This window comes from Leucobacter sp. UT-8R-CII-1-4 (assembly GCF_030010235.1).
Taxonomy (GTDB): Bacteria; Actinomycetota; Actinomycetes; order Actinomycetales; family Microbacteriaceae; genus Leucobacter.
Window position 1 is genome coordinate 110,237 of the sequence record NZ_JASCRS010000005.1, and the last position, 18,728, is coordinate 128,964.

At 57.1% G+C, this 18,728-nt stretch carries 15 protein-coding genes; 7 read left to right on the forward strand and 8 right to left on the reverse strand.

What is annotated here, in order from left to right:
• The first annotated feature begins 45 nt into the window (after positions 1-45).
• The 3 genes from glnA (QBL02_RS12105) to QBL02_RS12115 are packed head-to-tail and all read left to right on the forward strand — an operon-like array spanning position 46 to position 5,146.
• The gene (glnA, locus tag QBL02_RS12105; protein WP_282726682.1) at positions 46-1,386 is read left to right on the forward strand and encodes a type I glutamate--ammonia ligase; all 1,341 of its coding nucleotides are present in this window, start codon (positions 46-48) and stop codon (positions 1,384-1,386) included.
• Positions 1,387-1,392: 6 nt separating this feature from the next.
• Complete coding sequence (locus QBL02_RS12110) at positions 1,393-4,485, forward strand: bifunctional [glutamine synthetase] adenylyltransferase/[glutamine synthetase]-adenylyl-L-tyrosine phosphorylase (RefSeq protein WP_282726683.1); 3,093 nt, start codon at positions 1,393-1,395, stop codon at positions 4,483-4,485.
• A 40-nt stretch (positions 4,486-4,525) separates the two neighbouring features.
• Positions 4,526-5,146: an SOS response-associated peptidase family protein gene (locus QBL02_RS12115; protein WP_282726684.1), complete on the forward strand. Its 621-nt coding sequence runs from the start codon at positions 4,526-4,528 to the stop codon at positions 5,144-5,146.
• A 56-nt stretch (positions 5,147-5,202) separates the two neighbouring features.
• Here the strand turns inward: QBL02_RS12115 and QBL02_RS12120 are convergent, their stop codons facing one another.
• Both QBL02_RS12120 and QBL02_RS12125 read right to left on the reverse strand, forming a co-directional pair.
• Positions 5,203-6,159: a linear amide C-N hydrolase gene (locus QBL02_RS12120; protein WP_282726685.1), complete on the reverse strand. Its 957-nt coding sequence runs from the start codon at positions 6,157-6,159 to the stop codon at positions 5,203-5,205.
• Between the two features lie 40 nt (positions 6,160-6,199).
• Positions 6,200-6,664: a hypothetical protein gene (locus QBL02_RS12125; protein ID WP_282726686.1), complete on the reverse strand. Its 465-nt coding sequence runs from the start codon at positions 6,662-6,664 to the stop codon at positions 6,200-6,202.
• A 150-nt stretch (positions 6,665-6,814) separates the two neighbouring features.
• On the opposite strand from QBL02_RS12125, the gene QBL02_RS12130 reads away from it, so the two are divergent.
• Positions 6,815-7,504, forward strand: a complete 690-nt coding sequence (locus QBL02_RS12130; protein WP_282726687.1) for a DUF998 domain-containing protein — start codon at positions 6,815-6,817, stop codon at positions 7,502-7,504.
• Positions 7,505-7,585: 81 nt separating this feature from the next.
• Here QBL02_RS12130 and QBL02_RS12135 read toward each other — a convergent pair whose 3' ends face one another.
• The 3 genes from QBL02_RS12135 to glnA (QBL02_RS12145) form a co-directional block, all read right to left on the reverse strand.
• The gene (locus QBL02_RS12135; protein WP_282726688.1) at positions 7,586-9,475 is read right to left on the reverse strand and encodes an InlB B-repeat-containing protein; all 1,890 of its coding nucleotides are present in this window, start codon (positions 9,473-9,475) and stop codon (positions 7,586-7,588) included.
• Between the two features lie 662 nt (positions 9,476-10,137).
• Entirely contained in the window at positions 10,138-10,701 is a 564-nt protein-coding gene (locus QBL02_RS12140; RefSeq protein WP_282726689.1) for a hypothetical protein, read from the reverse strand.
• 289 nt (positions 10,702-10,990) lie between these two features.
• Positions 10,991-12,415: a type I glutamate--ammonia ligase gene (glnA, locus tag QBL02_RS12145; RefSeq protein ID WP_282726690.1), complete on the reverse strand. Its 1,425-nt coding sequence runs from the start codon at positions 12,413-12,415 to the stop codon at positions 10,991-10,993.
• A 185-nt stretch (positions 12,416-12,600) separates the two neighbouring features.
• On the opposite strand from glnA (QBL02_RS12145), the gene QBL02_RS12150 reads away from it, so the two are divergent.
• Positions 12,601-13,035 carry an RDD family protein gene (locus QBL02_RS12150; protein WP_282726692.1) on the forward strand — a complete coding sequence of 145 codons (435 nt, stop codon included), beginning with the start codon at positions 12,601-12,603 and terminating at the stop codon, positions 13,033-13,035.
• A 94-nt stretch (positions 13,036-13,129) separates the two neighbouring features.
• On the opposite strand, the gene QBL02_RS12155 is transcribed toward QBL02_RS12150, so the two are convergent.
• Positions 13,130-13,831, reverse strand: coding sequence for a DUF4191 domain-containing protein (locus QBL02_RS12155; RefSeq protein WP_282726693.1), 702 nt, complete (start codon positions 13,829-13,831; stop codon positions 13,130-13,132).
• Positions 13,832-14,205: 374 nt separating this feature from the next.
• On the opposite strand from QBL02_RS12155, the gene QBL02_RS12160 reads away from it, so the two are divergent.
• Positions 14,206-14,400, forward strand: coding sequence for a hypothetical protein (locus QBL02_RS12160; protein ID WP_282726694.1), 195 nt, complete (start codon positions 14,206-14,208; stop codon positions 14,398-14,400).
• A 40-nt stretch (positions 14,401-14,440) separates the two neighbouring features.
• Here the strand turns inward: QBL02_RS12160 and sucB are convergent, their stop codons facing one another.
• Both sucB and lpdA read right to left on the reverse strand, forming a co-directional pair.
• Complete coding sequence (sucB, locus tag QBL02_RS12165) at positions 14,441-16,156, reverse strand: 2-oxoglutarate dehydrogenase, E2 component, dihydrolipoamide succinyltransferase (protein ID WP_282726695.1); 1,716 nt, start codon at positions 16,154-16,156, stop codon at positions 14,441-14,443.
• A 45-nt stretch (positions 16,157-16,201) separates the two neighbouring features.
• Positions 16,202-17,575 carry a dihydrolipoyl dehydrogenase gene (gene lpdA, locus QBL02_RS12170; RefSeq protein WP_282726696.1) on the reverse strand — a complete coding sequence of 458 codons (1,374 nt, stop codon included), beginning with the start codon at positions 17,573-17,575 and terminating at the stop codon, positions 16,202-16,204.
• Between the two features lie 174 nt (positions 17,576-17,749).
• Between lpdA and QBL02_RS12175 the strand changes: the two genes are divergently transcribed.
• Entirely contained in the window at positions 17,750-18,670 is a 921-nt protein-coding gene (locus tag QBL02_RS12175; protein WP_282726697.1) for a PAC2 family protein, read from the forward strand.
• Positions 18,671-18,728: the final 58 nt, after the last annotated feature.

Genomic DNA, 18,728 nt, shown 5'->3' on the forward strand with positions numbered 1-18,728 from the left:
GGTGCCCGATAGTCTGGGAAGTGCCGAACACCTGAGGAGGTCGAAGTGAGCAAACAGCGTGATTTTGTGTTGCGGACGATCGAAGAACGCGGCGTCAAATTTGTGCGCCTGTGGTTCACTGACGTTGCCGGTACATTGAAGTCGGTTGCGCTTTCACCGGCCGAGGTTGAGGGTGCGTTCAGTGAGGGTGTCGGCTTTGACGGCAGCGCGATTGAGGGCATGACGCGGGCGTACGAGAGCGATCTGCTCGCGGTGCCAGACCCGTCAACCTTCCAATTGTTGCCTTGGCGAAGCAGCACAGATCCCACCGCTCGTATGTTCTGTGACCTGTCTACGCCCAACGGTGAGGCTGCTGCTGCTGATCCGCGTCACGTGCTGAAACGCTCGCTCGCTCGCGCCGCTGAGCAGGGTTTTAGTTTTTATGTGCACCCCGAGATTGAGTTTTACCTGCTGAAGTCCCAGGAGCTTGGTGCTGACGGTCAGCCGGTTCCGGTGGATCGCGCTGGCTACTTTGACAACGTGCCTGGGGGCACCGCTCACGATTTTAGGCGTGAGAGTGTAAACATGCTCGAAGAGCTTGGCATCTCTGTTGAGTTCAGTCACCACGAGGGTGGCCCCGGTCAGAATGAGATTGATCTGCGATATGCAGATGCGCTCACGATGGCCGACAACATCATGACTTTCCGCACCGTTGTGAAAGAGGTTGCGATTAGTGAGGGCGTGCACGCCACGTTTATGCCGAAGCCAATCGTTGGTCAGCCAGGTAGCGGTATGCACGTGCATCTTTCGCTTTTCGAGGGCGATAGTAACGCGTTCTACGATCCGGGCGCGAAGTACCAGCTCTCGCAAACCGGCCGTCGTTTTGTCGCGGGCCTTCTGCGCCACGCGCCTGAATTCACGGCAGTGACCAATCAGTTCGTGAACTCCTACAAGCGACTTTGGGGTGGCGACGAAGCTCCGTCCTATGTGAGCTGGGGTCATCTAAATCGCAGCGCCCTTGTTCGGGTGCCACTGTACAAGCCCGGTAAGGGAAGTAGCGCCCGTGTGGAGTACCGTGCGATGGACAGCGCGGCGAACCCATATCTCGCTTTCTCGGTGCTTTTGGCTGCTGGGCTGAAGGGCATCGAAGAAGAATACGAGTTGCCACCTGAGGCAGAGCACTCAATGTGGTCGCTCAGTGATGCTGAACGCCGGGCGATGGGTTTTGATCCGCTGCCAATGAGCCTTGAACACGCGCTTGCTGTCATGGAACGAAGCGAACTGGTTGCCGAGACCCTCGGCGAGCAGGTCTTCTCCTACCTGATCCGCGAAAAGCGGCAAGAGGTTGATGCATATCGCCAGCAGGTGACCCCATTTGAGCTGAGCACTATGCTCGGCACCATCTGATTCGATATGCCTCGCAAACCAGAGCAGCACACGCTCGGCGAGTTTGCACGTGCCGGGTTTCAGAGCCTTTCTGACACTCGCACAGCGATGCTCGAATTGAGCGATCGGGTGCAGACGCCCGTGTCTGACCTTCTCCTCGCTTTTGCTTGGGCGGGCGACCCTGATTCGGCCCTGCAATCGGTGAATGAGCTTGTTGAGCGACACCCGGCAATACTGTCGGGGCTCGACGCCTCAGCTTGGCAGCGAGTTTGCCTCCTGTTTGGTGCTTCGCCTGCCCTTGCTTCGTTTTTCTCGCGACGACCTGAGACACTGCGCACCCTCCTAGCAAGCGAGGGTCGACTGCTTGGTCGCGCGGAGGCACGCGAAAGCATGTTGCAAGCGGTAGGTGCCGTCGGTGCTGCTGGCGCTGGTGCTGGTTCTGGTGGCGCTGGTGGCACGGTTGGCCCATTCAGTAAGGCAGAAGACGGGACCACGGCACTGCGTGTTCGCTATCGAGAACTGCTCGCTGAAGTCGTACTATTCGATTTGCTCAGCGGTACACAGTCTCGCGCCGTCGATGAGCTTGAAGCGGTTGCAGCTTCGCTCTCTCATCTTGCAGACGCCGCACTTGAAGCTGGGCTAGCCGTCGCTCGCGCGACGCTACTCGCGGGCGAATCTCACGGCTCAGCAGTTTCAACGGAGAAGCTCGACGCAGTTCAACTTGCGATTATCGCGATGGGGAAGTGCGGTGCCGAAGAACTCAACGTCGTAAGTGATGTTGACGTCATGTTCGTCTACGGAGTGAGCTCCGACAGCGAACTCGACCCTGACGTTGCCGTGCGAATCGCCACCCAGCTTGCAACTGAAACTATGCGGGCGATCCACGACCACGGTGCTGAAGCGCCGCTTTGGCAGGTAGACCCGAATCTTCGCCCAGAGGGAAGACAGGGTGCGCTCGTGCGCAGCCTCGGCTCGATGCTTGCCTATTACGAGCGCTGGGCAAAAACCTGGGAGTTTCAGGCGCTGTTGAAAGCTCGGCCTGCCGCAGGCGATACTCAACTTGGCGCCGAATTTGTCGCTGAAACTCGTGAGATGGTGTGGTCTTCGAGCGGCAGAGAAGACTTTGTCGGCTCGGTACAGCGAATGCGCGAGCGTGTCACGGAACACATCGATCCAGACGAACTCGAGGTGCAGCTGAAGCTTGGTCCAGGAGGCCTGCGCGATATTGAGTTCAGCGTGCAACTGCTGCAACTCGTACACGGCCAGTACAACGAATCTCTGCGCCGAGCCGGGACCCTGCCAGCGCTGCGCGCGCTGGTGCACGGTGGGTTTGTTGCGCGCGAAGACGGCGAACGACTCGCTCACGATTACCGGGTGTTGCGTTTGCTAGAGCACAGACTTCAGCTGCGGGACCTACGACGAACCGCGCTCATGCCGCGTGATGAAGACCAGCTTCGTGTGCTCGCGCGTGCATCAAGACTCGCCACGAACAGCAAAGAGCTACTGACGCTCTGGCGTGAGATTCGTACCGAGGTGCGTGATCTGCACTTGAAGATCTTCTACGCGCCACTATTGAACGCGGTCGCTGCGTTGCCAGGTGATGAGTTCTCGCTCGGTAGTGATGAAGCGAAAGCTCGACTGCACGGCATTGGTTTTCGTGACCCAGAAGGGGCAATGCGACACCTTGCCGCGCTGACCAAGGGAAGCAGTCGTTCGGCCCGTATCCAGCGCAATCTGCTGCCCGTATTGCTGCAATGGCTCGCAGACGGTCGCGACCCAGACTATGGCTTGCTTGCGTTTCGCAAGGTCAGCGAAGCGAACGCTGACAACACCTGGTATCTGCGTTTGCTGCGAGATGGCAATGAAGCGGCAGAACGTCTCACTAGAGTGCTTTCAAGCTCACGTTTCGCGGCAGATCTGCTTGAGACGATCCCGTCAGCAGTGGCCTGGCTTGAACGCGATGAGAAGTTGCGTCCGGTAGGTCTTGAATCTTTGCTCGAAGAAATGCGTTCTCTCGCCTCGCGCCGAGAAAGTGCAGAGTCTGCAGCTGAGGCGTTGCGTGCGGTGCACCGGCGCGAAGTGCTTCGTCTTGCCCTCGGTCGCCTGGTATTTGTAAACGATGACGCAGATGTTGCCCGTGGTCTCGACGCTGCGCACACGGCGTTGCTCGATGGACTCTTGCTCGCGCTGCGCGCCCGAGGTGTGAAAGCTCAACCAGAGGCTGAACTTGCTGCCGAGTTTGAGCTCGCGCTGATTGCGATGGGGCGATACGGTGGCGGCGAGATGGGCTTCTCAAGCGATATTGACCTGCTCGCTGTGTATCGCGCACCCGCAGGTGCAAACGAGAGCGAAGCGAGTGCGGCTCGAAAGCAGGCGGAGCGCCTGGTGGCAGAGCTACGCAGACTCGTGAGCGATCCTCGTTTTTCTGTTGACCTCGATTTTGATTTGAGACCCGAAGGGAAAAACGGGCCCATTGTGCGGAGCCTCGATGCCTATCGAGCGTATTATGAGCGCTGGTCTCTCACTTGGGAAGCGCAGGCGTTGCTACGGGCGAGGCCCGTTGCCGGCGACGCAGCTCTGGGCCGCGATTTTATTGCGCTTGCCGATAGGACGCGTTACCCCGAGACATTTAGTGAAAACGACACCCGCGAGGTGCGTCGAATTAAGGCCCGCGTTGAGGCAGAACGGCTGCCGCAGGGCACCGAACCGAAGCGTCATCTGAAGCTTGGCCCAGGTGGGATCAGCGATGTCGAGTGGCTGGTGCAGCTTCTGCAATTGCAGCATGCGGCAGAGCATCCGGCTCTGCGTACAGCATCGACCCTCGCGGCGCTTGATGCCGCAGTCGATGCCGAATATTTGAGTGACGAGGATCGTTTAAAACTGCGCGATGCTTGGGTCTTGGCAAGCCGGATTCGTTCGGCGATTAAGCTCTGGAGCGATCGCTCAGGTGATGCTCTGCCACACGATCGCACCGAACTTGAAGGTATCGCGGGCATTCTTGGAATGCCAGAGGCGCGAACCACTGAGCTAGAAGAACAGTGGCTTGCCGCGAGCCGTCGTTCGCGTGAGGTCGTCGAACGAGAGTTCTTTGGCTTCCGTCCAGACGAGCTCTTTATGTAAAGACGTTCAAAATGTCACATGTCGGAGTTAAAATCTGGACATGTGCGCTTCTTATGGTTTGGGCGGAGGCCCTGACGACAACCACGACTGGATCGACCCAATGGACACAGCCACGGGGAGAGCCACAATCGACAGATGGATCGCCGAGCGCGACGGCAAAGCTGCAATCACGGGTAAACGCGCACTGAACCTGAACCCCATCATTCGAGCCAACGCCACAGGCAGTCGCAGCATAGACCTTGCCTGGTGGTGGATTTGGCGAGACGGCAGTGGCCCAGTGAAATACTCAGCGTTCAACTCACGCGACGACAAACTAATTCGCTCATGGAGCGGACCGTTTCAGCACCGTGCCATCTTGCCAGCGAGCTGGTACATCGAAAAAGGAGTGCGATTTTCTCTGCCAAACGACGAACTCTTTGGAATTGCGGCACTCACCTCAACCGTGACGAACACAGCAACTGGTGAAGAACTAGTCAGCTACTCAATGGTCACTCGCAATGCGATCGGCGAAGCGGCAGATACCTGGGATCGAATGCCACTGGTGTTGCCTCGTGACATGCATGATGACTGGCTAAGCCCAGAACGTAAGGGCAACCAGGAACTTGTCGCCGAGGTGCAGCATGCTTCGCAGGAAATCTCTGCCGCTATGCGCGGAAGGTAGCTGCCGATTGGCGATCCAACGCGAAAAAGCCGTGCTTCACTAGGGCCACGCGGAAACTACACCGCTGCGAAACCGGCGCTCTGCTCGCCCACCAACTCAGGGTTATCGACGACGTTGAGAATCAATTCGGGACCGGGCTCGAAAGAAACCTTGTCCAAATCGACCCAAATCACGTTCGGTGAGAGCGTGGATTCGTAGTAGTACCGCGCATTCTTGAGGTCAGCCACGATTCGCCACCGAGTGGTTGCCGCATTAGGCTGTGCGTCGTCGCCGACACCGTAGGGAATGCCAGCGTTGCGCAATACGCTCAGCGCCTGCGCTGTCGCAAGTCGCTGATCCTCGGTCTCACGCAATCGCGAAGTGTAAAACGCCGCGCGCGCAAAACGATCACGAGAATCATGGCCGCCAGGTAGCGGATCGTTGCCGCCAAGCCCGGTGAAGTGGCGCTCCAACTCAAGCTGCTCGTCGTAGCTCGGGGAGTTGGTCATGATTGTGAACTCTGTACCGTGGTGCACGGTCACGTCACCATCAAGGTACTCGATGATTGCAGAATCACCGCTCGGGTCGGCGACAGAGATATGGCCGGTGCCGGGTTTACCACCGATCTCAAGTGGGATAATCTGCACATTGCTCTCGCGAAGCCAAGTCACAGCGTCTGCAACAGTAGAGAAGCTATCGAGTAAGTACTGAATCACGTAATAGAGGTCGATCGCCGGGCGGTTCAGGTCGCGCTCACCGTAATCCGACTCCGCCAAATACAGGCCACTTACTTGAAAGCCAACCTCGTTCAAGCCATCGACCGCGATCTTGCCGTACATAAGAGCCACCACCGAGCCGTACCTTGAGGTCCACGTGAAGCTGCCCGGATCACCGGCCTTGCTTTCACGCTGTTCGCCCCTCGGTCGGACGGCGAGCACGGTGGCTGTTTCTTGGTACCAGTCCATACCGCGAGCAACCAAAACTTGGCCCTGACCGGGAGTACCTGCTGAAGACCAAAGGAGGCGAGTGCACATAGCCTCATGCTACTGCTGAACGAATACGGACACTAGTAGTTCAGCCTATGACTTGTTTCGCGGCTTCTTCCATAGTGGTTGCGCCGGGCCAGGCCTCCTGCACCGCGGCTTCCCCGCACAGGGCACGGAGTGCAGCAACTTCCTCAGGCTTCCAGAGGTGCTCCTTTTCGACTGAGTGCTTCCAAACAAACATCTGAATGCTGTGCAAGGTCATCATCCCCGGGAATGCGGTGCAGGCCAATTGCCAGCTTGCATTGCCCGAAGAGCTGGCAATCTGACGGTGAGCCTCGTCACCTTGCTCGGTTGCGAAAGCGGCAATGAAATCAAGCACTGCCGGGCTAGCTGAGAGCCCAGATGTGGCGTGACCAAGCAGGCCGAGCAAAAACTCTTCGCTCGAATACTTTGCAGTGAGGAGTTCCAGTAGTTCGGTAGTGACCGGAAAATGAGTCTCTCCAGCGAGCAGCGGAACAGGCTCAGCAGGATCGAAGCGGTTCAAAAAGGTCATGTCGTAGAGCATCGGAAACCTCGCAAACTCGTTGGATCCGTGAGGCGAACATCGGACTATTGCGATGTTATTCGTTAGTCTGAAAAAGTAAAAGGCTCTACCTTATGCGTGATGTGAGCCGGCGCAGACCCAAAATATTCGGGGGAGAACATGACAGATAACCGGACCGTGCGGCAGGCAAACGCCGTGACGGGTGCGCTCTGGGTCGCGGCTCCGATTTGGTACCTGCTGTGTGAAGCAGTGACCGCCGCCTGGTATCCCGGGTACAACTACGCGCACTTCTTCATTAGTGACCTAGGAGTCTCTGAGGCGACACTGCTTGACGGTCGGCCGATGGCATCGGCGATCCCACAGGTGATGAATGCAGGGTTCATTGGCGCAGGCCTTTTGTTCTTTATCGGCCTCATCGTAATCGCGCCACATCTAAAGCGGGGTGCGGTGCGATGGTTCTTCTTACTCGCTGGAGCCATGCACTCTGCGGGTATCGTTTTCGTGGCCCTAGTGCCGGGCGGGCCATCGGGATTCGAAACCGGCCTCATCATCATCCACATGGTTGGAGCGATCGGGCTGATCGTAGGTGGCAACATTGCCGCAATTCTCTCGGGCCGAGCTTTCTCAGGCCTAGGGCTGCCCAGCCAGATTCGTTACCTTGGGCCAGTACTTGGCATGCTCGGCTTTGTGAGTGGCGCGTTGCTCGTGGCGCACGCCCTCGTGCCCGATGGTGTTTCCGAGCGCGGCTCTGTGTACACGTTCTTCCTTTGGCAGTTTCTGATGGGCGTGATCTTGCTGGCCCACAGCAAGCGGGCCTCAACTGTAGCGCCGGGTGGGTCATATTCTTAGCCGCTGACGGCCAACTGGGCGCAGCAAAATGCCATTGCTGAACTGCCGAATGTTCTACAAGGGCATTTTGCTACTGTGAAATCAGGCCTTCTTCTGACGGCGAGCCACCAAGACGAGCGACACACCGAGCAGCGCGATACCTGCTCCACCAACGAGCCACGGAGCGATGTTGCCGCTACCAGTGTTTGGCAGGTGGCCTCCGGTAGTTGGTTTCGTCGGGTCCACTGGTTTCACTGGATCTACTGGCCTACCGTTTTCCGACCAGATCGCCCAGAGAGTAATGCTCTCGGTGATTGGAGCCGACTCGTCGAATGCTACTGATCCATCGTCGTTCTTCGCCCAGCCGAGGAACTTGAAACCTTCCCTAGCGGGCGCTGTCGGGAGGGTGAGGAATTCGCCATCATTCACATCTATCGGGTCGACTTTGGAGCCACCAGCAGTGTTGAAGGTCACCGTGTGAGGTACTGCTGAGACTTTCGCCACCACAGGTACTCGAACAAGAGCGCGAGGTCCCTGTGCGCCAAATATGACGTCGAGGGGCAACGAGATGCTTTTCGCGAGCTCATACCCGGAAGGGATGGTGAGCTTGCTCGCGTCCAGGCTTAATACGCTGTCTTTCGAGCCTTGGTAAAGCTGTCCGAACGAACCATCAATGAGTTCGTTAGTAGCCTCATCGCGATATTCGACCCAAACACTTGGCTGCTCTGGAACTTCGTAAAGAGTTTCACGGTAGGAGTAGGTGTAGGTCTCACCGGGCTCAAGCGTTACCTCAGGGGTGACATAGTAGATCGAAGTGTCGATTCCCGAGATGAGGGCGGTTCCCGAGGGAACAGTTCCTGCTTCAAAGAGAGGGCTAGGCGACGGGATAGCTTTTTCAATAAGCTGCTGGAGATCGTGCATTTTTCGGAATTGTCCTGCAAATGCGCGATCAACACCGCTGATCGGCTCAATGAAAAGCCTGATTGAACTGTTTTCAATGCTGAAACCCAAAGGGCCCGCTGCCAGAATCGGCACCTGGTCGGTTCCGTCTAACTCAGTGTCCAGCGAGTCGTAGAAGCGGGTGGTGATCGGCGAGGTAGTTGCATTTGTCATCGTGACCTGGTGCTCAATCGTGCCATCTGGCTGTACCTCACGAGTAACTGCACGGTTGTAACGATCAGTGAAAGTGGTGACAGTGTCACCGCGGGCATTCAGTACGCTCACGCCAGGTGTCGTCTGCGAGAGCAAATCGGTGGAATCAGCAATTTGCGTATAGCTGCCGTCACCGTAAGCCGAGGTAAATGTGTGCTCGGTTCCATTGATGAAGTATGCGGAAGCGAAGTTCGAAGGAATGGAATCGACTCCTGATTTCAGCACAACTTCACCGCTCAAGTTTCCGCGGCTGAACGGAATTCTGTGACTGTCGGCAATATTGCCTGCCCACTCGATCGTCAGGTCCGGTCGAGCTGAAAGAGGAGTGAGATCGCGAAGCTGGTTGAACTGAACAGTGAGCTTCTCGAGATTGCCGAGTGAAGCAAGCGGCGAGACGTCAGTGACCTTGCTCGATTCGAGGTTGAGTACTCGCAATTGCGTAAGCTGCTCAAGCGGAGCGAGATCGCTCAGATCTTGCCGAATTAGGCTGAGTTCTTCAAGGCTTGAGAGCGAAGCAAGGGGATTGAGGTCGGTTAGCCCTCCGCCGATAACTTCGAGTTTGGTCAGGCTGGTCAACACCTCAACACCCGAAAGATCCACGACTCGCTGAACCCGCAACTGGCGAAGCGAAGCGATGTCGCTCGCACCAATCACATCGTAGGGGCTGAGGCCCATGGACTGCGCAACTTTCGAAGAGACTGCTTCATCGGCAAAACACTCTTCGATGGTGCTGCTGTCGACGACACATGTGCTCGCGGCAAAAGCTGTTGCGGGCGCGAAAAAAGCGCTGCTTGCAATGAGGAGTGCCGCGGTCGAGGCGGCTACAGTAGAACGTTTCATTTGGGTACTTTCCAGTGAGAGGAGGCGCTTCACTGACTTCATCTGCGGACACAGGAGTCCTGTGACTTATAGCTGTTTAGAAATTGCCGAGCGTTCGGTATCGTTGGATCAATCGGTTCGCAGGACTGGTCGGGATGCTTTTGAGAAGTTGCACCTGGCCGCCACCTGACCGGTTTGATTCGCTGAGTTCCGCCGCTTTTGGCTATGCCCTATCAATTGACTGAACGTGTTGTAGAAGAACGCTCATTCGCTCGTTTCGGTTTCTTGAGCATATGCTCAAAAACTACCTCAGCGGGGGGAGTGGAAGGTAGAGATTGGCGAAACTTCAGGCAATCACATATCGATAATCTGCGTGTGAGGCTCAATTATGTGCAGATGTGCACAAAGGTATACCGGGCTCATTCGATGGTGACGAGATATGCTCCACCGCCCGGCAGGGGACTCCGATGCGCGCATAAAAAACTGCCCACACGCTCTTCGAATAATCGACTGAGGTGCGGGCAGAAATGCCCGGTGCACGGGTCCGGCGTTGGTGCCTCCTGAGAGGTAGTCAAAGAGTCGCCATATATTCGAAACTCCGGAATGGTTCGGTCATCAAAGAACTCTGACGAGTCCGCTCGGGGGATGCGATCGGAGTCTCGGATCGTGCAGATGAGCACGGTTCAGTATTCGAAATCAGTGGCCGCATTCAGTCCGGGTGGTGTGGGAATGCACGGGCCGAAACTGTGCACTGATACTCGAAACTCATCATCTTCATTCGGACTTATTGGAACACTAATATAAATGCTGTATCCCTCGGGAGAGAGAATATTGATTTCCAGTTCGTCTTGGCGGGAAATCCAAGCAGCATCCCAATCTTTGTTGCTGTTGTAATCTTCAAAGATCTGGTCAAAGATCCCTTGAAAATCGACAGCATCAGAAACGTAGATCGCCCCTCCGTCAGTGAGATAAAGCCCATCTTTATATGGATCCTCCAAATCATCAGAACAGCCCATGATTGTGTTCTTTTCATTTGGTCTTCGATAGTCCTGCACGATTTGTTCAACCGGGAACCTTGCGAATAGATCGGCGTCGACCAGACGCAAAAATTCCTTGGACTCGGCGAGCGTGATTTGAGGTAGGTCTCGTTGACTCGCAGGAACGCCGTCACCCATAGCGCACCCTCCAACTGAGGCGGCCACTATGAGTGCAGCAGTGACACTTGTTAGCCGTTGTGCCGCAATCATCGCAAGCCCTCTTTCAACGTTTGCAGTATTGCTTTCAGTGGTTCAGCACTCACCTTGAAGCCTTGAGTAGTTTGATTGTGCCAGCCCATTGTCAGCTTGGTTCTTTTGTCTTTGCTGCAGTCCGGATGAAAGACGAATCGGCCCGCACCGTCGTCGCAAACGCGACTAGGGCACGGGCCGATCCTGTTCATTCCGCGGACTCAGACGAAGCCGAAAAGCAGCGTGACAAAAATCCTGCGGATTGATGGCGGACCGGGAACAAAAAACGTCCCGCGATCCTACTGTTTAGTTACACGCCGTAGTAGAGCTCGAATTCGTATGGGTGCGGGCGCAGCGCCATCGGTGCAATTTCGGTCTCGCGCTTCATGTTGATCCAAGTGCTGATCAGATCCTCGGTGAAAACGCCGCCTTCAAGCAGGAACTGGTGGTCTGCCTCTAGCGCAACTAGAGCTTCTTCGAGCGAAGCCGGAACCTGAGGAATGTTCTTAGCTTCCTCAGGCGGCAGCTCGTAAAGATCCTTGTCGATTGGAGCCATTGGCTCGATGCGGTTACGAATGCCGTCAAGGCCAGCCATAAGCTGGGCAGCAAAGGCCAGGTACGGGTTGCTCGACGCATCTGGAGCGCGGAACTCGATGCGCTTCGCCTTCGGGTTCGAACCGGTCAGCGGGATACGAATTGCGGCCGATCGATTGCCTGCCGAGTACGCCAGGTTTACTGGGGCCTCATAGCCCTTTACGAGGCGGCGGTAGCTGTTGATCGTGGGGTTGGTGAAGGCGAGCAGCGCCGGTGCGTGCTTCAGGATGCCGCCAATGTACCAGCGCGCAAGATCGCTGAGCCCCGCGTAACCGTTCTCGTCGTAGAACAGTGGCGATCCCTCTTTCCAGAGAGACATGTGAGTGTGCATACCCGAACCATTGTCGCCAAAGACTGGCTTTGGCATGAAGGTTGCGGTCTTACCCCACATCTCCGCGGTGTTCTTCACGATGTACTTGAACTTCAGCACATCATCGGCAGCCGACACCATGGTGTCAAAGCGGTAGTTGATTTCAGCCTGGCCCGGTGCGCCGACCTCGTGGTGTGAGCGCTCAAGGTGCAATCCGGCTTCGATCAGGCGCAGCGAGATGTCATCTCGCAGGTCAGCCTGCTTGTCCACTGGCGACACGGGGAAGTAGCCGCCCTTGAGCGGGGTCGTGTTGCCGAGGTTGCCGCCTTCGATCTTGCGACCTGAGTTCCAGTGCGCCTCTTCTGAATCGATTTCATAGAAGGTGCGCTGTGGCGTCGTCTCGTAGCGGACCGAATCAAGAATGTAGAACTCGGCCTCTGGCGCGAAGAAAGCGGTGTCTGCGATGCCAGTTGAAGCGAGGTAACGCTCGGCTTTCTTTGCCACCTGACGTGGGTCGCGTGCGTAAATCTCTCCGGTGCGAGGGTTGTAGATGTCGAACACCAGAACGAGTGTGCGCTCGGCGCGGAACTGGTCGATGTAGCCGGTGGTGACATCAGGAATCAGCTGCATGTCGCTTTCCGCGATACCTGCAAAGCCGCGGATTGAAGAAGCATCGAACATCTGGCCGACCTCAAAGAAATCGAGATCTACCGTTGCGGCTGGGATGTTGAAGTGCTGCTGCACGCCCGGCAAATCGGTGAAACGGATGTCAAGAAACTTGACGTCGGTCTCCTTAATGAAATCGAGCACTTCCTGGGGTGTGGTGAACATGCTGCTCCTCGTTTACGATCGCGGAATCACCGCTTGGCACACATCAAGGCTACGGCACTACCGTTTCGACATCGTGTGCCGTTTGTTTCGAGCATGTTACTTTTTTGGTCATTATTGCCTCGGGTGGGGTCTCGAACCGGCATCTTCAGAGATATCGACTCGCGCAATTTCGTAGAATGAGAATCATGCCTTCACCACAGCAACCTCAGCGTTTTGGCGATCTTGAGCCGAGCAAATGGCCAGGAGAGCGACTGGGGCTTCCAGAAACTGGGCCTCGCTCGGTCGGCCGCATCGGCCGACGCTTCGCCGCCATCATTATCGATTGGGCGATCGCATCGGTACTCACGTTGCTAGCTCCCGACGTTGGATCGGCGTCAACCTTTATTACACTCGGCATTTTTGCTTTGATGCAGATCTTGTTCATTCCGACCCTCGGCGGTTCCATCGGACACCGCATCTTGGGTTTGCGAGTAGTGCCAATTGCTGGCGGTTGGGTCGGTTGGTGGCGACCTGTGGTGCGCACGCTGATGATTCTGCTGATAATTCCGGTACTCGTCTGGGACAGTGATCAGCGCGGTTTCCACGATAAGATCGCTGGCACCGTGTTGGTTCGTGCCTAGATTTTTAAGCTGGATCAGCAAGAGGGGCTGCTGTTGCATCTGCAACACCAGCCCCTCTTGCGTCTATACTCGATCCGCGATGTCGCGGATCTTTTTAGCGACCGCGCTGTGGGCGAGCCTTGTATGGATCCATACCCTTTGGAATGCCGATCGGATCTGACTTAAGTGAAGACAGACGGTTGTACACGTCGGTTACTTCGCGACGGTTCAGTGCGGGCTTCATCTTGGTCAGGGTACGTGAAAGCTTGTTGAGTGGAATGCCACCCTCGTCAGAGCCAACGTAGAGTGTGGTGATCTGAACACCACGCAGTGCCTGGCGCAACTTCACCATTTCGCGGTTTGCGAGCTGCTGTGAACGAGCCTTGCTGCCCTCTGCAATAAGCACGACTCCGCCGCGCCCGACGACGCGGTAGAGTGCATCCTGCTGCTTGGTCATGGCGATTGGCACCTCGCTACCGCGCCATGAGCGACGCAGAGCGCCATTGATGACAGCGCCTACGGCGCCGGCACGACCCTCGAGCTGGCCATAGGCGACACTCTCGGCGCGACGACCAAGCACGATCATAGCGATCAGGAGACCGACCAAAATACCGGTGAGAGGCCACACGATCCAGCCAAAGATGCTGTTGTTGAACACCAGCGCGGCCACGATTGCCAGCGCGATAGGTGCTACAAAGCAGAGCACGAGAATAAGTGGCAGATTCCGGTCATACTGCTTCGTATTGTGGTAAATCTGCACCATTTGCTTGATGCGACCGGGCTGCTTTGGAGCGCCCTGAGTTTTGTCCTTCGCCATAGAAACTAGCCTACCGCTTCGTTCCAGAAGGTTCGTCGCTCACAGGGGGCAAAGCTTGGTAGAAATACCGAATATCTATGCAAATCGTGATTTTCAGTTGTTCCGAGTGAGATATTTGCCCAATGCCGAAAGCTACACCTCTTTACACCGCCCGCGAAGCCGCGCAGCTTCTCGTGCAGCTCTGCGCTATTGGCGAATATTTGAAATCTTGTGGCTTCTGCGTGGGGGAGCTTCAGATGAGCGATCTTCGATTGCACGAGCATCGGATCGAACGATCGCCCTCGAATAGTATTCGCCGGATCGCCCAACACGGGCGGCGAAATCAACATTTGAAACGCGGTCATGACCTCGGTTGTCGCACAATCGGCGTTCCGGTGACAGCAACTCGACGCTTGCTTCAGCATTGGGGAGGCGAAAACGCTAGTGCTTACCTGGTCGAGGCAATCGAGTGCGCAATCGCTCAGATAGCTGCGGGGGAATGGACCGGCTACGCAGCCACCAGGGTGGTGAAACACGAAATCGGCAGGCGACTCACGATTGAGTCGCCCACCGATCTAGTAGTGCCCTAATTGTTTGCGCTGCACCGGAAGACGATCCAGCGCAAACGAATCAGATGCCGAGAATGCTCTCGAAGTTTGCCTCTTCGAGACGTGCCTTCACCTGGCTGAGGAAGCGGGCAGCGTCTGCGCCGTCAACGATGCGGTGATCGTATGAGAGAGCGAGGTACACCATCGAGCGGATGGCGATTGCGTCTCCGTCAGGGCCGCTGACAATGCCTGGGCGCTTCACAACTGCACCAGTGCCAAGAATGGCAACCTGTGGCAGGAACACCAGCGGGGTGTCGAACAGTGCGCCGCGCGAACCCGTGTTGGTGAGAGTGAAAGTGCCGCCCGCAAGCTCGTCAGGAGTGAGCTTGTTGTCGCGGGTGCGCGCCGCGAGGTCAGCGATGTCCTGCGAGAGCTCTGCAACAGACTTGTCGCCAGCATTGCGCACCACTGGGGTGAGCAGGCCGCGCTCGGTGTCTACCGCAATGCTGATGTTCTCGGTAGCTGGGTAGCTGATCGAGTCGCCGTCAACGCTTGCGTTGATGATTGGGTAGGTACGCAGCGCTTCAGCAGCGGCAGCGGCAAAGAACGGCAGGAACGACAACTTGGTGCCGGTCTTTGCGAGGAACTCGGCCTTCTTTGCCTCGCGAAGCTTCGCAACGCGGGTGACGTCAACCTCAACCACGGTGGTGAGCTGAGCAGTTGCCTGCATCGACTCAACAGCGCGCTGTGCGATTACCTTGCGCAGACGGCTCATTGGCTGTGAGGTGCCGCGCAGTGGCGAGATCTCAACTGGCTTTGGTGCTGCCTGGGCCGCTGGAGCCGCTGGTGCCGATACCGCTGCGAGTACGTCTTCCTTGCGGATACGTCCACCAACACCGGTGCCGCGGACGGTCGAAAGGTCGATGCCCTTCTCGGTAGCGAGCTTACGCACGATCGGAGTCACGTAGTTTGAAGAGGCCTGCGGTGCGGCTGCCGTTACTGGTGCTGCTGTAGGAGCTGCTGGTGCGGCCGCTGGTGCTGGTGCTGGTGCTGGTGCTGGTGCTGGTGCGGGCGCAGCAGCAGGTGCAGGCGCTGCTGCTGGAGCAGGTGCTGCTGCTGGAGTAGGTGCTGGTACGACAGGAGCAGCAGCTGGAGCCGCTGCGGGCGCTGCCGCTGGAGCTGGCGCAGCGCCGCTTCCGATTCGTGCGAGCACAGCGCCGACCTCAACGGTCTCGTCTTCGGCTGCAAGGACTTCCTGGAGCACGCCAGCGAACGGTGATGGAACCTCGGTATCAACCTTGTCGGTCGATACCTCGAGCAGCGGCTCGTCAACCTCGACCTGCTCGCCAACGCTCTTCAGCCAGCGGGTAACGGTTCCCTCGGTGATGCTTTCGCCGAGCGAGGGGAGTACCACGTCTTGTGCGTCGCCACTTGCTGCCGGAGCTGCAGGAGCCACTGGAGCCTCAGCGACAGGAGCAGCAGGTGCTGCGGGTGCCGAAGGTGCTGCGGGTGCTGTTTCAGCAACTGGTGCTGCTGGTGCTGCTGGTGCTGCAGCATCGCTGCCGTCACCGATCAATGCAAGAGCTGCGCCGACCTCGGCGGTCTCGTCTTCAGCAACGAGAATCGCCTCGAGCACACCTGCTACAGGGGAAGGAACCTCGGTATCGACCTTGTCAGTCGAAACCTCGAGCAATGGCTCGTCTACCTCTACCCGGTCGCCAACATTCTTCAGCCAGCGGGTAACGGTTCCCTCGGTCACGCTCTCGCCAAGTGCGGGGAGCACTACCGATTCACTCATTGTGCATTTCTCCGATCGTTTTTGATTAGTCTTTGTGCCGCGCGATTAGATCGCGTGCAGTGGCTTGCCAGCAAGCTTGAGCATGGTCTCGCCGATGGTTTCGTTCTGAGTCGGGTGACCGTGGATCAGTGGAGCTACATCCTCTGGGTACGCCTCCCAGTTCACGATGAGCTGTGCTTCGCCGACGAGTTCGCCAACACGGGCACCGATCATGTGCACACCGAGCACTGGGCCGTCCTTCAGGCGGACTGCCTTGACAGAGCCAGCGGTACCAAGAATCGAGCTCTTCGCGTTACCCGCGAGGTTGTACTCGTAAGAGGTGACATTCTCGGCACCGTACTTCTCTGCAGCCTTTGCCTCGGTAAGTCCCACCGATGCAATCTCTGGGTCGCAGTAGGTGACCTTTGGAATGTTCACGTCCTCGACAAGCGCTGGGTTCATTCCAGCAAGCAGTTCAGCCAAGTAGATGCCCTGCTGGTAGCCGCGGTGTGCGAGCTGCAAGCCTGGAACAATATCGCCCACTGCATAAACGCCAGGAACGTTAGTTGCGAGGCGCTCGTCGGTGAGCACAAAGCCGCGATCCATCGTGATGCCGACTTCTTCGAAGCCGAGGCCCTGAGTAGCTGGGCCACGACCAACTGCGACGAGCAGGTAGTCAGCCTCCACGGTTTCGCCGTTTTCAAGCGAAACTGTGACCGAGCTGTCGGTCTGGGTGACCGACTGGAAACGCACGCCGAGCTTGAAGTCGATGCCGCGCTTGCGGAATGCTCGCTCGAGCTGCTTTGAAATCGATTCTTCTTCGTTGGGTACGAGGTGGGGCAGGCCCTCAATGATGGTTACCTCTGCGCCGAATGAGCGCCAGACGCTTGCAAACTCGACGCCAATTACGCCGCCGCCAAGAATGGCAACACGCTTAGGGATTTCGTGGAGTTCAAGTGCGTGCTCGCTCGCAATAACACGACCGCCGATTTCGAGACCCGGCAGTGAACGCGAGTACGATCCGGTGGCGAGCACAACGTGCTTGCCAACGATGTTCTCGTCACCAACACGAACGGTGTTCGCAGCGACCAGACGGCCCTCGCCTGCAATCACTGGAATGCCGTTGGCCTTGATCAGGCCCTGCAGTCCCTTGAACTTGCCTGAGATCAGGTTGTCCTTGAACCCGAGCACTCCCGAGATGTCTACGCTTGCGACACTCGAGTTCACTCCGTAGATGCTTCCCTCACGTGCAACATCGGCGATCTCTGCCGAGTGCAACAGGGCCTTCGTTGGCACACAGCCACGGTGCAAACAAGTGCCTCCGAGCTTGTCCTTTTCTACGATTGCAACACTGAAACCCAGTTGTTTCGCGCGCAATGCCGTAGCGTATCCGGCGCTGCCGCCGCCGAGTACAACGATGTCAAACTGCTGGTCAGCCAAGTGGGCTCTCCTCGTATCGCGTTCCTCACCCGTATGACTAGTGCGGGCGTACATTGATAAGCCTACTACCAGAGGCATCCCTATTCGGGGTCCGATTGGAGCGGGAATAGACGGTTCGCTGTGGGCGTTACGTTTCAGACGTTATATGACACCAAAGTTCGTAGGATGGATAGCGTGAACGAATCGATCTTCTCGGCAGAGTATGCAGAACGCCGGGCCCAGGTACCAAAGGGAATTCCGCTCGTTGTCACACTAAGTGGCGTGAGCGATCCCGGTGGTGTCGTGAGTCAGCTGGATGCTTTCCTGTGGGATCGTTGCGAGCCCGAAGAGATTTTGCGTTTTAACACCGATCTCCTGCTTGACTATCGCGCGCGGCGCCCAGTGATCACCTTCAACGAAGACCACTTCATCGATTACTCGCCAGAAGAGCTGACCCTGTCGCTTTGCCGAGACCAGCTTGGTTCGCCGTTTCTATTGCTCAGCGGTTTCGAACCAGATTTTCGCTGGGAACAATTCGTAGACACCTTGCTGCTGCTGGTTGCCGAGTTTGAGGTTTCGGTTACCGTTTGGGCGCACGCGGTCCCTATGCCAGTGCCGCACACGCGACCCTTGCGTGCGACCGTGAGTGGTACTCGCGATGATCTGATCGAAGAACGATCTGTCTGGAAGCCGACGACCAAACTGCCGGCCTCGCTGACCCACCTGCTCGAGTACCGATTGCACAGCATGGGCGAAGAGGTGGTCGGCTTCGCGATCCTCGTGCCCCACTACCTCTCTGGCAATGAATACCCTGACGCGCTGCTCTTCGCGCTTGACAGCATCATGGCTGCTACAGGGCTCATTGTCACCACCGATGAGGTGCGCGAGCGTACTCACGAGTTCCGGGCGCAGGTTGATCGTCAGGTTTCTGAGAACGAAGACTCAATTGAGATGCTTCGTGGGCTAGAAGCCCGCTACGACGCCTACGTAGAAGATCAGGGCAGTCGGACTCCACTGATTTCCGACGAAGACGCACTGCCTACTGCCGATCAATTGGCGAGCGAGTTAGAGCGTTTTCTTGCGCAGTACCGCGAAGATAATTCGCAGGGAGAATAAACGCCGGATCGCTCACAGCGCACAGCCATCCGCACTCAAAGTGCAATATTGCCAGCTT

Bases quoted from the DNA above. Each gene is read 5' to 3' on its own strand.
- QBL02_RS12135 (WP_282726688.1), bottom strand. From the start codon at position 9,475: ATGAAACGTTCTACTGTAGCCGCCTCGACCGCGGCACTCCTCATTGCA.
- QBL02_RS12150 (WP_282726692.1), top strand. From the start codon at position 12,601: ATGCCTTCACCACAGCAACCTCAGCGTTTTGGCGATCTTGAGCCGAGC.
- QBL02_RS12140 (WP_282726689.1), bottom strand. From the start codon at position 10,701: ATGATTGCGGCACAACGGCTAACAAGTGTCACTGCTGCACTCATAGTG.
- QBL02_RS12155 (WP_282726693.1), bottom strand. From the start codon at position 13,831: ATGGCGAAGGACAAAACTCAGGGCGCTCCAAAGCAGCCCGGTCGCATC.
- sucB (WP_282726695.1), bottom strand. From the start codon at position 16,156: ATGAGTGAATCGGTAGTGCTCCCCGCACTTGGCGAGAGCGTGACCGAG.
- QBL02_RS12115 (WP_282726684.1), top strand. From the start codon at position 4,526: ATGTGCGCTTCTTATGGTTTGGGCGGAGGCCCTGACGACAACCACGAC.
- QBL02_RS12110 (WP_282726683.1), top strand. From the start codon at position 1,393: ATGCCTCGCAAACCAGAGCAGCACACGCTCGGCGAGTTTGCACGTGCC.
- QBL02_RS12125 (WP_282726686.1), bottom strand. From the start codon at position 6,664: ATGACCTTTTTGAACCGCTTCGATCCTGCTGAGCCTGTTCCGCTGCTC.
- QBL02_RS12130 (WP_282726687.1), top strand. From the start codon at position 6,815: ATGACAGATAACCGGACCGTGCGGCAGGCAAACGCCGTGACGGGTGCG.
- glnA (WP_282726690.1), bottom strand. From the start codon at position 12,415: ATGTTCACCACACCCCAGGAAGTGCTCGATTTCATTAAGGAGACCGAC.
- QBL02_RS12120 (WP_282726685.1), bottom strand. From the start codon at position 6,159: ATGTGCACTCGCCTCCTTTGGTCTTCAGCAGGTACTCCCGGTCAGGGC.